The sequence below is a fragment of the Brevundimonas sp. genome (assembly GCF_046299595.1).
Lineage (GTDB): Bacteria > Pseudomonadota > Alphaproteobacteria > Caulobacterales > Caulobacteraceae > Brevundimonas.
Genome location: NZ_JBKBHQ010000001.1, coordinates 621,755 through 634,825 on the forward strand (window position 1 = coordinate 621,755; position 13,071 = coordinate 634,825).

General features: G+C 67.9%; 13 protein-coding genes. 12 read left to right on the forward strand and 1 reads right to left on the reverse strand.

The window, feature by feature from the left end; genetic code table 11:
• Positions 1–23: 23 nt before the first annotated feature.
• From ACK4E3_RS03130 to ACK4E3_RS03185, 12 genes are all read left to right on the forward strand, one after another.
• Entirely contained in the window at positions 24–968 is a 945-nt protein-coding gene (locus ACK4E3_RS03130) for a phage tail tube protein (RefSeq protein WP_409696223.1), read from the forward strand.
• Between the two features lie 2 nt (positions 969–970).
• Positions 971–1,420, forward strand: a complete 450-nt coding sequence (locus ACK4E3_RS03135) for a hypothetical protein (protein ID WP_409696226.1) — start codon at positions 971–973, stop codon at positions 1,418–1,420.
• 68 nt (positions 1,421–1,488) lie between these two features.
• Positions 1,489–1,668: a hypothetical protein gene (locus ACK4E3_RS03140; protein ID WP_409696229.1), complete on the forward strand. Its 180-nt coding sequence runs from the start codon at positions 1,489–1,491 to the stop codon at positions 1,666–1,668.
• Between the two features lie 44 nt (positions 1,669–1,712).
• Positions 1,713–3,863 (forward strand): tape measure protein, encoded by a 2,151-nt coding sequence (locus ACK4E3_RS03145; RefSeq protein WP_409696232.1) that lies wholly within the window; start codon positions 1,713–1,715, stop codon positions 3,861–3,863.
• Between the two features lie 9 nt (positions 3,864–3,872).
• Complete coding sequence (locus tag ACK4E3_RS03150; protein ID WP_247026191.1) at positions 3,873–4,499, forward strand: DUF2460 domain-containing protein; 627 nt, start codon at positions 3,873–3,875, stop codon at positions 4,497–4,499.
• Positions 4,496–4,846, forward strand: a complete 351-nt coding sequence (locus tag ACK4E3_RS03155) for a hypothetical protein (RefSeq protein WP_113453631.1) — start codon at positions 4,496–4,498, stop codon at positions 4,844–4,846. The genes ACK4E3_RS03150 and ACK4E3_RS03155 overlap by 4 nt, the downstream gene beginning before the upstream one ends.
• A 128-nt stretch (positions 4,847–4,974) precedes the next feature.
• The gene (locus ACK4E3_RS03160; protein WP_409696235.1) at positions 4,975–5,649 is read left to right on the forward strand and encodes a lysozyme; all 675 of its coding nucleotides are present in this window, start codon (positions 4,975–4,977) and stop codon (positions 5,647–5,649) included.
• Complete coding sequence (locus ACK4E3_RS03165; RefSeq protein ID WP_055456531.1) at positions 5,646–5,855, forward strand: hypothetical protein; 210 nt, start codon at positions 5,646–5,648, stop codon at positions 5,853–5,855. The genes ACK4E3_RS03160 and ACK4E3_RS03165 overlap by 4 nt, the downstream gene beginning before the upstream one ends.
• Complete coding sequence (locus ACK4E3_RS03170) at positions 5,852–6,736, forward strand: DUF2163 domain-containing protein (RefSeq protein WP_409696240.1); 885 nt, start codon at positions 5,852–5,854, stop codon at positions 6,734–6,736. The genes ACK4E3_RS03165 and ACK4E3_RS03170 overlap by 4 nt, the downstream gene beginning before the upstream one ends.
• Positions 6,733–7,194 carry an NlpC/P60 family protein gene (locus tag ACK4E3_RS03175; protein ID WP_409696243.1) on the forward strand — a complete coding sequence of 154 codons (462 nt, stop codon included), beginning with the start codon at positions 6,733–6,735 and terminating at the stop codon, positions 7,192–7,194. Before ACK4E3_RS03170 ends, ACK4E3_RS03175 begins: the two co-directional genes overlap by 4 nt.
• Before the next feature lie 9 nt (positions 7,195–7,203).
• Positions 7,204–11,169 (forward strand): glycoside hydrolase/phage tail family protein, encoded by a 3,966-nt coding sequence (locus tag ACK4E3_RS03180; RefSeq protein ID WP_409696246.1) that lies wholly within the window; start codon positions 7,204–7,206, stop codon positions 11,167–11,169.
• A gap of 8 nt (positions 11,170–11,177) precedes the next feature.
• Positions 11,178–12,254 carry a DUF2793 domain-containing protein gene (locus ACK4E3_RS03185; protein ID WP_409696249.1) on the forward strand — a complete coding sequence of 359 codons (1,077 nt, stop codon included), beginning with the start codon at positions 11,178–11,180 and terminating at the stop codon, positions 12,252–12,254.
• Positions 12,255–12,311: 57 nt separating this feature from the next.
• On the opposite strand, the gene drmC is transcribed toward ACK4E3_RS03185, so the two are convergent.
• Entirely contained in the window at positions 12,312–13,064 is a 753-nt protein-coding gene (drmC, locus tag ACK4E3_RS03190) for a DISARM system phospholipase D-like protein DrmC (RefSeq protein WP_409696251.1), read from the reverse strand.
• Between the last annotated feature and the right edge of the window lie 7 nt (positions 13,065–13,071).

A 13,071-nucleotide genomic window follows, 5' to 3' on the forward strand; every position in this document is an offset into this window, starting at 1 on the left:
ACCCCTTCGACAAGGAGACCGACATGGCACGCGCCCAAGGGGCGCGGGCGCGGATGGCGCTCGCGTTCGAGACGACCTATGGAACGCCGCCCGGCAGCGGCTACACGAGGATGCCCTTTGCCAGCGCCACGCTCGGGGCGGAACAGCCGCTCCTGAACTCGGAGCTTCTGGGCTACGGCCGGGATCCTCTCGCGCCCATCAAGGACGCGGTGACCGCCGATGGCGATGTGGTGGTGCCGATCGATGCTGAGGCCCTCGGCTTCTGGCTGAAGGCGGCCTTCGGCGCTCCGACCACCACCGGAAGCTCTCCCGGCCCATATACCCATACGTTCCAGTCCGGCAGCTGGACACTGCCCAGCATGGCGATCGAGACGGCCATGCCCGAGGTGCCGCGCTACGCCATATATTCCGGCGTGGTGCTGGACCAGCTCAGCTGGCAGATGCAGCGGTCGGGCCTGCTCACCGCCACCGCGCGGCTGGTGGCGCAGGGCGAGACGGTCGCCACGAGCAGCAGCGCGGGAACACCGGCGGAGCTCGACCTTATCCGTTTCGGGCATTTCAACGGCTCGATCAAGCGTAACGGCACCGCCCTGGGCAACGTGATCTCGACCGAGATCACCTATGCCAATAACCTCGACCGGATCGAGACCATCCGCGCCGACGGCATGATCGACGGCGCCGATCCCTCGATCGCCGCGCTCACCGGCCGCACCGAGGTCCGCTTCGCCGACAGTACGCTCGTCAGCCAGGCGATCAGCGGCGCCCCTTGCGAACTGGAATTCGCCTACGGCCTGACCTCGGGCCAGAGCTTCACCTTCACCGTCCACGCCGTCTATCTGCCCCGCCCGCGCATCGAGATTTCCGGACCGCAGGGCGTGCAGGCCAGCTTCGACTGGCAGGCCGCCCGCGACGCCGCGCTGGGACGGATGTGCACCGCCGTTCTCGTCAACGACATCGAAAGCTACTGACCATGATCCGTCTCGACCTTTCCAGCGGGCCGAAATGGCTCGATCTGGGCCCCGGCCTGCGCCTGCACGTCCTGCCCGTCACAACCGCGATCATGGTCGCCGCGCGCAACGACCCAGTTGTCGAGGCGCTGCCCGAAGGGGCGAGCAAGGAGGAGCAGGCGCTGGTCATGGCGAAGGCGGTCGCCCGCCGCGTGGTCACCGGCTGGGAGGGTGTCGGCGATGCCGACGGCAATCCCGTTCCCGTCACCCCGGAAGGGATCGACGCCCTGCTGGACATCTGGCCGGTATTCGAGGCGTTCCAGACCCGCTGCCTCGCGCCGCATCTGATGCTGGACGCGGAAAAAAACGCCTCCGCGCCCTCGCCGAATGGCACTTCGGCGGGGGCGACCGCTACTGCGAAGCCTGCCAAGGCCCGTGCCCGGACTGCCCGGGCCGCGCGAACCGGCCGCTGACGCCGGAGGGCTGGCAGGTCTGGGATCTGGCGCAGCGCCTGACCGGGCAGCTTCGCATCGCAACCGGCATGGGCGGCGCCACGGTGCTCGGCTGGGACATGGGGGCGGCACTCACTATCGCGCGGGCGCTCGGGGTCGATCCGCTGATCGCTGCCGAATGCCTGCCCGACATCGAGGCCGTGATTGTCCGCAAGCTCAACGAACAGATGGCGTCCGGTGCCCGGTCGGCGCCGGGGCCGGAGCGATGAGCCCGGCCCACAAGCCTCGTCCCGCGCGTCAGGAACAATGAGCCATGGCCCAGAAACGCGTCTCCGTCCGCCTCGTCGCCGAGGGCGGAAGGCAGGTGAAAGCCGAGTTCCAGGGCGTAGGCGACGCGGGCGAGAACAATTTCAAGCGGATCGAGCGGCAGGCCGACGTCACCGGCGCGGTGGTGCGCCGGGTCATGGGCGTCCTCGGCGCGGCGATCAGCACGCGCCAGCTCGTCGCCTATGCCGACCAGTGGACCGACCTGCGCTCGCGTGTCGATCTCGCCACCGGCTCGCATGAAGCGGGCGCGGCCGTCATGGACCGGCTCGCCACCATGGCGCGCCGGACCTATTCAAGCCTCGGGCAAACCACGGAGTCCTGGCTCGCCAATGCCACGGCCTTGCGCGAACTGGGGCTGACGACGGCGGAATCGCTGGATTTCACCGAGGCGCTGAACAACGCCATGGTCGTCTCGGGCGCGCGGGCGGAGCGCGCGGCCTCGGTCCAGACCGCGCTATCGCGCGCCATGGCGCTGGGAACCCTGTCCGGTCAGAACCTCAACAGCGTGATCCAGAACGGCGGGCGCGTGGCGGAACTGCTGGCCGAGGAACTCGGCACCACGGTCTCAGGCCTGCGCAACCTCGGTCAGCAGGGCGCGATCACCGGCGATGTCATCCGCACGGCGCTGATCGGCAATCTCGAACTGCTGCGCGAGGAAGCCGACAGCATGCCGGCGACCATCGGCGATGCCTTCACGCTGATCGGCAATGCCGCCCTGCAGCTGGTTGGGACCTGGGATCAGACGGCGGGCGCTTCCTCGACGGTGGCCGAGGGGCTGATCCTGCTGGCCGACAATCTGGAGAGGCTCGCAGCCATCGGCATCGCCTTCGCGGCCTTCATGGCCGGGCGCTGGGTCGCGGCGTTCGTTGCCGCCCGTGTCGCGACCTTCAGCCTGTCGGGTGCGCTCACGCTCCTGCGCGGCGCCATCATCCGCACCGGGATCGGCGCGCTGATCGTCGGTGCGGGCGAGCTGATCTACTGGTTCGGGCAACTCGTGAAGGGCGCGGGCGGCTTCGGTTCGGCGCTCGAGCTGATGGGCAACGTGGCGCGTGCCGTCTGGGACGGGTTCAAGGCCACGCTCGGCTCTTTCGTGGACGACTTCCGCGCCCTGCGCGCCGATATCGAGGCGATCTGGCTGCGGCTGATGGCCTTCCTGTCGAACAAATGGGCAGATTTCCTTGGCACCATCGGACCGACCTTCAACGCGGTCGCCGAGACGATCGGTGCCGACGCGCGGATCGACTGGTTCGGGGCGCAGTCTTATGCCTCGATGCTCGATCACGCCGCCAGCAATGCCGGCGCGATGGCCGACCGCTACCGCCAGCGCGCGGCCGAGACCAGGGCCGGAGCCTTCGATGGTGTGGGCGCGGCTATGCAGGCGCTGCGCGATGCACTGAGCGGCGGGGACGCGGAGAACCCGCTGGACGAGGCTGCCGCATCGGCGGGCCGGGTGACGGCGGCTCTGAACGATGCCACGACCGCTGCCGGTCGTGCCGGAGCCGCCGGGCGCAGTGCCGGCGAGCAGACGAAGGCTGGGGCCGAGGCTGCCGCGACCGGATGGGCGGCGGTGAGCCAGACTCTGGCTGACTATGCCACGAAGGCGCGCGAGATCGGCGGCGACATCGGCAACGCACTGGTGGGAGCGTTCCGCAGCGCCGAGAACGCGATCGGCGAGTTCGTGAAGACCGGCAAGCTGAAGTTCGGCGACCTGGTCACCTCGCTGATCGCCGATCTGGCAAAGCTCGCAGCCCGGCGTTTCATCCTCGGCCCGCTGGCAGGCGTGCTTTCCGGTGTTTTGGGCAATCTCGGCGGCGGGATCTTCGCCAACATCCTGCACGCCGGCGGCATGGTCGGATCTGCGGGACCGGGCCGCATCGTGCCCGCGCTCGCCTTCGCCAATGCCCCGCGCATGCATTCCGGGGGCTGGGCGGGGCTCAGGCCCGATGAAGTGCCTGCGATCCTGCAACGTGGTGAGCGGGTGCTCTCGCGGCGAGAGGCAGCAGGTTACGGCACCACCGCCGCGCAGACCGTCAATGTCACGATCAATGCCCGCGATGCCGAGAGCTTCCGGCAGTCCCGCACGCAGATCGCGGCCGATATCGCCCGCGCGGTCTCGCTCGGCCGAAGGGGCATGTGAGGCATCGTCATGGCTTTCCACGAGGTCCGGTTCCCGGACGACATCAGCCGTGGTGCGCGCGGCGGACCGGAGCGGCGCACCCAGATCGTGGAACTGGCATCGGGCGACGAGGAACGCAACGCCAGCTGGGCGAACTCGCGCCGCCGCTATGACGTGGCCTATGGCATCCGTCGTGCCGACGATCTCGCGGCAGTGGTCGCCTTCTTCGAGGCGCGAAACGGCCGCCTTCACGGCTTCCGCTTCAAGGACTGGGCCGACTTCAAGTCCTGCCTGCCGTCGCAGGCACCGAGCGCAACCGACCAGCAGATCGGCACCGGCGACGGCACGACGACGCAGTTCCAGCTCGCGAAGCGCTACGCCTCCGGCGCGCAGTCCTGGACACGCAGCATCGCCAAGCCGGTCACCGGTAGCGTGCGTGTCGCGCTCGCGGGCGTCGAACAGATGTCGGGCTGGTCGGTCGATACCACGACCGGCCTCGTCACCTTCGGCTCCGCACCCGGTGCAGGCGTCGCCATCACGGCGGGCTTCGCGTTCGACGTGCCCGTCCGCTTCGACACCGATGCACTCGACGTCACCCTCGATCTCGAACGCCTCGGCTCGATCACTTCCATCCCGCTGCTGGAGATCCGCAGATGAACGACGAGACCGGGTTCCTCGCCGCGGTGCTGAAGGAGCTCGCAACGTCGACGGCGGTGATCCTGGCCGCCTGGGGCGCGCTCGGCGGGGCGACCAACGCACTGACCACGAGGATGCGCCTGCGCGACGCGTTGCGGCACATCCTGCTCGGCGGGTTGATCGCGGCAGGGATGGGCAGCCTTTCCATGGCGCTCGTCACCAGCTGGCTCGGCTTGCCGCCCGAGGCGATCCCGGCCGGGGGCGCTGCGGGGTCCGCGGCCTATCTCGTCGGCGTCTTCGGCCCCGCCTTCATCGAACTCGTCCTCGCCCGGCTGCGCGAGGCAAAGAAAGGCGACGGCGATGAATGAGCTGCTCCGCCTTGCGCGCTTCATTCGCTGCGACCCCATCGCTCCGCGTCAGACTTTCGCTCACCGCCTGCGCATTGGCCTCGCCGTCGCAGCTCTCATCCTGACTCTCTCGCTTCTGGGGTGATCCCATGCACATGACCGACCGGGGCCTGCTGACCCTCGTGCGGCACGAAGGTATCGTGCCCGGACCCTATCTCGATGTGAAACAGGTCTGGACCTTCGGCATCGGCCACACGGCCTCGGCCGGGTCGCCCGATCCGGCCAGGATGCCCCGTGGCATGCCCGCCGATCTCAATGCCGGTATCCGTGAGTCCTTCAAGGTATTCCGGACTGATCTGGCCGCCTACGAGGCGGCGGTGCGACGGGCCGTGACCGTGCCGCTCAAGCCCCACGAATTCGATGCGCTGGTCAGCTTCCACTACAACACCGGCGGCATCGCGAGAGCCGCGCTGACGAGGCACCTGAACGTGGACAACCGCATGGCGGCGGCCGACGCCTTCATGGGCTGGCTCAAGCCCGCCGCGATCCGCCCCCGGCGCGAGGCCGAGCGTGACCTCTTCCGCCATGGCCGTTACCCCACCGGGACCATCCCGGTCTGGGCGGTCGACCGCAATGGCCGGGTCGATTTCTCGCGACCCATCCGGCGGCTGACCGAGGACGAGGCACTGGCGCTGCTGCGCCCGGAGACGGCGCCAGTTTCGATGGCTGCTGACCCCATGCCGGTCCCGGCCGCGCCCGCTGCGCCCACGCTGCTGTCTCGCCTCACTGCATTCCTCACCACCCTGATCGGAGGACGTCCATGAACTGGAACCTTGCTCGCGGCCTCGTCTACCTAGCCTGTCTTGCCGCATCCGGCCTCGCCATGGCCGGGCTGGCGGATTTCGACCTCGCCACCGGCACCCTCGATATCCGGCCCTTCAATCTCTACGCCCTGACCGGCGCGACTGGTGGCGTGGTGTCTTCGCTTCTGGCATCCGTGGCGCTCCTGCGCGGCTGGGGGCGGAAGTGAAGTCCCTCTCACCCGCATTTCAGGCCCATCTCGACGAAGGCACGACGACGCTCGCCTGGTGCTGGCGGATCGTGCGCGCGGACGGCACAACCTTCGGCTTCACCGACCATGACCGGACGCTCGCCTTCGACGGCACTGACTTCGAGCCCGAGAGCGGGTTGACGGCATCGGAGGTCCGCTCCGGATCAGATCTCTCCGTCGACGCGCAGGACGCCGAGGGCGTGCTGACCTCCGACCGGATCACCGAGACCGACATCCTCGACGGTCGCTGGGACCATGCCGAGGTCGAGGTCTGGCGGGTGAACTGGAACGATCCGGCGCAGCGTGTGCTGATGCGCCGCGGGGCGATCGGCCAGATCCGGCGGGGACGGCTTGCCTTCGTGGCGGAGGTCCGTTCGCTCGCGCATGTCCTTGGACAGACGGTCGGGCGGACGTTTCAGGCCACTTGCGACGCGGCGCTCGGTGACGGACGTTGCGGTGTCGATCTGAACGCATCGGCCTTCAGGGGAACGGGCGTCGTCATCGACCTCCTGCGTGACCGGACGTTCACGGCTTCCGGCCTCGGCGGCTTTGCCGCGGGCTGGTTCACCTTCGGCACGGTCGAATGGACCAGCGGCGCCAATGCCGGGCGGCGGGCAGAGATCATCGCGCATGACCTGACCGATGGCATCGCCGTGCTGACGCTGCTCGAAGCGCCGGTGCGGTCCATCGCCGGGGGTGATGGTTTCGTCGTCCGCGCGGGCTGCGACAAGCGCATGGAGACCTGTGGCGTGAAGTTCGCCAATGTCGCCAACTTCCGGGGCTTTCCGCATATCCCCGGTCAGGATGCCATTCTCCGTTACGCGACGAAGGACGGCGGGCACGACGGGAGCGTGCTGTGACGAGCCTACCGAAAGAACGCGCTCCGCGCGGGGCCGAGCCGAACAGGGTGATCGCGGCGGCGCGATCCTGGCTCGGCACGCCCTACCACGATCAGGCAAGTCTGCGCGGTGTGGGCTGCGACTGCCTCGGCCTCGCCCGCGGGCTCTGGCGCGAGCTCGTCGGCCCCGAGCCGTTCCCCATCCCACCCTATAGCCGCGATTGGGGCGAGACCGGCCCGCGCGAGGTTCTGGCCGAAGGCGCGCGGCGCATGATGATCGAAGTGGAACCCGCGGCGACCGAACCCGGCGCGCTGGTCCTCTTCCGGATGAAGCCCCGCGCCATCGCCAAGCATGTCGGGATCCTCACCGGGCCCGGCACCTTTCTCCACGCCTACGAGCGGCTCGGCGTGATCGAGGAGCCGCTCACCTCTGTCTGGCGGCGGCGCATCGCCTTCGCCTTCCTGTTCCCGCAACGCTGAGCATCCACCATGGCCACCCTCGTTCTCGGCGTCGCAGGCGCCGCCATCGGCGGCAGCATCGGCGGCGCGATCCTCGGTGTCAGCGCCGCCACCATCGGCGGTTTCATCGGCTCCAGCATCGGTTCGGTCGTCGACAGCTGGATCATCTCGTCACTCGCGCCCACCCAGCGTATCGAGGGCGCGCGTCTCGACACGCTGCGCATCACCTCCTCGACGGAGGGCGCCGTCATCCCGCGCCTCTATGGCCGGATGCGGATCGGCGGGAACATCGTCTGGGCGACCGATTTCCGCGAGGAGACCAGGACCACCACGCAGGGCGGCGGCAAGGGTGGCGGTGGCGGCAAGGTCAGGACGACGGAATATCTCTACTATGCGAGCTTCGCGGTCGCGCTCTGCGAAGGGCCGATCACCGGCATCGGCCGTATCTGGGCCGACGGCAAGCCGATGGACCTGACTGGCGTCACCTGGCGCTGGTATCCCGGCGACGAGGCGCAGACCGCCGATCCCTTCATCGCGGCGAAGATGGGCGCGGTGAACACGCCCGCCTATCGCGGCGCCGCCTATGTCGTCTTCGAGGAACTGCCGCTCTCCAGCTACGGCAACCGTCTGCCGCAGCTTTCCTTCGAGCTGTTCCGGCCACTCGCCGATCCCGACACCGCCGAAGGACTGACCCGCGCCGTCACCATGATCCCGGCATCGGGTGAGTTCACCTACGCGACGCAGGCCATCCGCAAATCCGCAGGCGGCGTGACACAGCCCGAGAACCTGAACGCGCTACCGGATGCCACCGACATCGTGGTGGCGCTCGACCGGCTGCAGGCGATGGTCCCGGCGGTCGAGAGCGTGAGCCTCGTCGTCGCCTGGTTCGGCGACGATCTGCGTGCGGGGTCCTGCAAGGTGCGGCCGGGTGTCGAGGTGTCCGCCAAGTCGACCACGCCTCTGTCCTGGTCGGTCAATGGCGTCAGCCGCGCCAATGCCTTCCTCGTCAGTCGCGACGATCAGGATCGGCCGGTCTATGGCGGCACACCGTCCGACTTCGCCGTCGTGCAGGCGATCCAGGAGATGAAGGCGCGCGGGCTGCGCGTCACCTTCTATCCCTTCATCCTGATGGATGTGCCGCCCGGCAACACGCTGCCGAACCCGTATTCCGACAACGCCACCGAGACCGGCCAGCCCGCATTCCCCTGGCGGGGTCGGATCACCTGTTCGCCCGCTGCGGGCTATGCGGGATCGGTCGACGAGACCGCGACGGCAGCCGCGCAGGTTTCGGCGCTTTTCGGCACAGCCACGCCAGCTAACTTCAGCGTCTCGGGCCAGTCGGTTATCTGGACCGGCCCATCGGGCGACTGGGGCCTGCGGCGGATGGTGCTGCACTATGCCTATCTCTGCGCGGCTGCAGGCGGGGTCGACGCCTTCCTGATCGGCACCGAGATGCCGGGGCTGACAACGATCCGCTCGGGCGCATCCACCTATCCGGCCGTGCAGGCCTATCGGGATCTGGCAGCCGATGTCCGGGCCATCCTCGGGGCTGGCACGAAGATCGGCTACGCCGCGGACTGGTCGGAGTATTTCGGGCACCAGCCGGGCGACGACAGCGGCGACGTGTTCTTCCACCTCGATCCACTCTGGGCCGATCCGGAGATCGATTTCATCGGCATCGACAACTATATGCCGCTGTCGGACTGGCGGGACGGGTTCGAGCATGCCGACGCTGCCGCAGGCTGGCCTGCGATCTATGACCGGGCCTATCTGCAGGCGAACATCGCGGGCGGCGAAGGCTTCGACTGGTTCTACGCCAGCGCCGCCGATCGGTCGGCGCAGGTCCGCACGCCGATCACCGATGGCGCCCACGCCAAGCCGTGGGTCTTCCGCTACAAGGACCTTCGCGCCTGGTGGTCGAACCCGCATTACAACCGCCCGGGCGGGGTGGAGAGCGCGACGTCGACGCCATGGGCGCCGCAGTCGAAGCCGATCCGGTTCACCGAACTCGGCTGCCCGGCCATCGACCGGGGCACCAACCAGCCGAACGTCTTCTTCGATCCGAAGTCCTCCGAAAGCTTCACGCCGTATTTCTCGCGGGGCTGGCGCGACGATGCGATCCAGCGCGCCTATCTCGAGGCGAGCTATCTCTGGTGGGGCGAGGCCGCCAACAACCCGGTCTCCGCCATCTATGGCGGCCGGATGGTCCATGTCCCGGAATGCGCTGCCTGGACCTGGGACGCACGCCCCTATCCGTTCTTCCCGGAACTGACCGACGTCTGGACCGATGGTCCGAACTGGCGGCTCGGGCACTGGCTGACCGGCCGCCTCGGGGCGGTCTCGCTGGCGGCCCTCGTGCGGCACCTCTGCCTGCACGCGGGGATGCCCGAGGACCGGATCGATGTCACCGGGCTCTGGGGCGCGGTCGAGGGATACGCGATCGGCGCGCTGGAAAGTCCGCGCGCCTCGATCACCACACTGTCGCGGCATTTCGGCTTCGACGCGGTGGAGACCGAGGGTGTGATCCGCTTCATGATGCGCGGCCGGGCGTCCATCATCACCATCGCGCCCGAGGATCTGGTTTCCACCCGCGAGGGTGACGTGCTGGAACTGACGCGGGGCCAGGAGACCGAACTGCCGCAGGCCCTGAAGTGGCAGCTGGCCCGCGCCGACGAGGACTACGACGCCGCGCTCGTCGAGGCGCGGCGCATCACCGTCGACACGGCGCGGATCACATCGGAGAGTTTCCCGATGGCGGTTCCGCCGGAAGAGGCGGAACGCCGCTGCCGCCGCGCGCTGCTCGAAGCCTGGACCGGCCGCGAGAGCGCGGCCTTCCGCCTTCCGCCCTCGCGGCTGGCGCTCGATCCCGCCGACGTGGTCCGGCTCGCACATGACGGGCGGGAGATCGAGTTCCGTCTCGTCTCGGTTGCGGATGCCGAAGCGCGCGGAGTGGAGGCAATCCGCCAGGACCGCGCGACCTACGATCTGCCGCCCGGCGATCCGCGTGCGGCTTCACTGACGCGCCCGGTCGTGTTCGGAGCCCCTGACGCGACATTGATGGACCTGCCGCAACTGACCGAGGATCAGCCGGCGCATCGTCCCTTCGTCGCAGCCCATGCCGTTCCATGGCCCGGGGAGATGGCGGTGTTCCGCAGCGGCTCGTCCGATGGCTTCGAGCTGCTGACCACCTTCGGCGGTCGGGCGCGGATCGGCGTCCTGGTTTCGGATTTCTGGTCGGGGCCGACCTCACGCTTCGATCTCGGCAACGTGCTGGTGATCGATCTGCTTTCGGGCACGCTGGAGAGCGTCACGGATCTGGCGCTGTTCGGCGGCGGCAATGCACTCGCCGTCGAGAGCGCACCAGGCATCTGGGAAATCGTGCAGGCGGGGGCGGCCGAACTGATCGCACCGGGGCGCTATCGTCTGACCCGGCTCCTGCGCGGCCAGCGCGGTACGGAAGGCGCCATGGGCAATCCGGTCCCAGCCGGGGCGCGGGTCGTGGTGCTGGACGAGAGCATTGCCTCGCTGCCGATCGCCGAGGCCGATCTCGGGCTTCCCTGGAACTGGCGCATCGGCCCGGCAAGCCGTCCGGCCAGCGACGAGACCTATCTTGCCACCACCTTCACGCCCGAGGGCGTGGGGCTCCGGCCGTTCTCGGTCGCTCATGTCGAGCAGCCATGGCGAAAGCCACGCACACCGGGTGATCTGACGATCCGCTGGACCCGCCGTTCGCGATCCCTCTCGGCCGACAATTGGGGCACCGGCGAGGTACCGCTCGCCGAGGAGGTCGAAGCCTACGAGGTCGAGATCCTCGATGGCCCGGCCGTCAAGCGAACCTTGGCCGCCGCCAGCACCAGCGTGGTCTACACCACCGCCCAGCAGTCCGCCGACTGGGGCGCACCGCTCGGGTCTGGCGACACGCTGACCGTCCGCATCTTCCAGCTCTCCGCCCTGATCGGGCGGGGCATGCCCAAGACCGTCACACTGACATTCTGAGAACGCCCATGTCCGATGCCACCACCCATCTGCTCCTGCCCTACATCCTGGCGGCGCAGGCACAGAAGCATGTCACCCACAACGAGGCGCTGCGGCTGCTCGACGGACTCGTCCAGCTCTCCGTCCTCGATCGGGATCTGACGGCGCCGCCCGGCAGCCCCGCCGACGGTGACCGCTACATCGTGGCGTCAGGCGCAACCGGGGCCTGGACAGGGTGGGATTTGAACGTCGCGCTCTGGACCGACGGCACCTGGCTTCGCCTTCCGCCGCGGACCGGCTGGCGGGCATGGGTGGAGGACGAGGGGTTGCTGCTGGTCTATGAAGGCTCCGTCTGGATCGTCACGACGCCCGTCGAGCTACAGAACATGGTGCTGCTCGGTCTCGGAACGACCGCCGATGCGGCCAATCCGTTCTCGGCGAAGCTCAATGCCGCGCTCTGGACCGGCAGGACCGTCGCCGAAGGAGGCACCGGCGATCTCTTCTATACCATGAACAAGGAAGCCGCCGGTCGCGACCTCGGGCTCACCTTCCAGACCGCCTATGTCACCAAGGCGCTGATGGGCCTCTTCGGTTCGGACAGGTTCCGGCTGGCGGTCTCCGCCGACGGCAGCGCCTTCTTCGACGGGCTGATCGTCGACAACGCCACCGGCATCGTCGACCAGCCCCGGCTGCCGCGCTTCAAGGGCTATACCAACTACGACAACTATGTTGCCGTCGACACCTGGACAAAGATCGCCATCAACAACACCGACTACAACGACCAGAGCGCCTTCGACGCAGGCAACAACCGTTTCGTCGCTCCGGTCGCCGGCACCTACCTCCTCGGCGCCACGCTGCTCTACAAGGTCAATTCCAGCACCACGGCGCGCATGCGCGGGCGACTCGTGCTGAACGGCTCGGCCGAAATCCGTGGGTCATTCGGCGAGATATCCGGGGCGCACGCTTCCGAGGCGACGGCGCTCTGGCTGCAGACCATGGTGTCGCTCGCACAAGGCGACACGGTCGAGCTGCAGGGCACCTTTCGTGTGGCCGACGGGTATTTCGCCGCCAATCACACGTCCTTCTGGGGCTGCAAGGTCGGGTGAGCGGCGGAAGCCATGCGGGATCAGGCTCGTTCATACCGACAGTGATATATTCCCCTGCTAAATCTTACGAATGACCTTCGTCTCGATTAGAGCATGTAGATGTGCACGGAGACCCGTCGGAACGTGCCCACCACGGATCATGACGCCAGCTTCCATGTTCTTTTCGAGCGCGTGTCCCGTCAGATTTGCGCTGGTCAGAAATGCTGTATGCCCGTCGGCAACTGCCACTTTCGCGTGCACCCTTCCTTCCGTGAATGGTGCCGGTCGGTCGGTCCAAACATACAAGTTCGCCGAAGGCACACAGCGTCGCATCGTGGCGATAGCATCAACAGACAGGCTGCCACCATGACTCGTGGACGTCTCCAGAAGAATGCGGATGTCGATGCCGCGAGCGGCAGCAGCGTTCAATGCGTCGACGACCGAGGAGACGTCATACGCAACGAAGCTGACTAGGAAGAGGTCATTTTGGGAGTGGCCGATAAGGTCCAAGAGCACCTGCGCTGTGCGACGGGTGGCGACGAAGGGGGTCGTCGGACCAGTCCAAACGAGTTCGACACTGCTTTCCTGCTGTACCCGTTGCCGGGCGAATGCCGCACCGACCAAGATACCAGCTACTATGTCTCCCGAGATCCCCGTCTGCTTCCATGTGGCGATAAGGCGATCGAGCGCGGCACGAGCAATCGGTGTGGTAACAATCTGATTCAGGCTTCCATCTCTCTCGGCTGCCCCTGAGCCGCGAATCCGATCAGCGAGTGCTTCGATCCTCGACGGAGGCAACAGGACTACGAGGTCCATGGCTGCGATCAGCATTGCCTCC

Coding starts and splice junctions, on each gene's coding strand:
- ACK4E3_RS03135 (WP_409696226.1), top strand. CDS start 971: ATGATCCGTCTCGACCTTTCCAGCGGGCCGAAATGGCTCGATCTGGGC.
- ACK4E3_RS03155 (WP_113453631.1), top strand. CDS start 4,496: ATGAACGACGAGACCGGGTTCCTCGCCGCGGTGCTGAAGGAGCTCGCA.
- drmC (WP_409696251.1), bottom strand. CDS start 13,064: ATGCTGATCGCAGCCATGGACCTCGTAGTCCTGTTGCCTCCGTCGAGG.
- ACK4E3_RS03150 (WP_247026191.1), top strand. CDS start 3,873: ATGGCTTTCCACGAGGTCCGGTTCCCGGACGACATCAGCCGTGGTGCG.
- ACK4E3_RS03185 (WP_409696249.1), top strand. CDS start 11,178: ATGTCCGATGCCACCACCCATCTGCTCCTGCCCTACATCCTGGCGGCG.
- ACK4E3_RS03165 (WP_055456531.1), top strand. CDS start 5,646: ATGAACTGGAACCTTGCTCGCGGCCTCGTCTACCTAGCCTGTCTTGCC.
- ACK4E3_RS03140 (WP_409696229.1), top strand. CDS start 1,489: ATGGGCGGCGCCACGGTGCTCGGCTGGGACATGGGGGCGGCACTCACT.
- ACK4E3_RS03160 (WP_409696235.1), top strand. CDS start 4,975: ATGCACATGACCGACCGGGGCCTGCTGACCCTCGTGCGGCACGAAGGT.
- ACK4E3_RS03130 (WP_409696223.1), top strand. CDS start 24: ATGGCACGCGCCCAAGGGGCGCGGGCGCGGATGGCGCTCGCGTTCGAG.
- ACK4E3_RS03145 (WP_409696232.1), top strand. CDS start 1,713: ATGGCCCAGAAACGCGTCTCCGTCCGCCTCGTCGCCGAGGGCGGAAGG.
- ACK4E3_RS03180 (WP_409696246.1), top strand. CDS start 7,204: ATGGCCACCCTCGTTCTCGGCGTCGCAGGCGCCGCCATCGGCGGCAGC.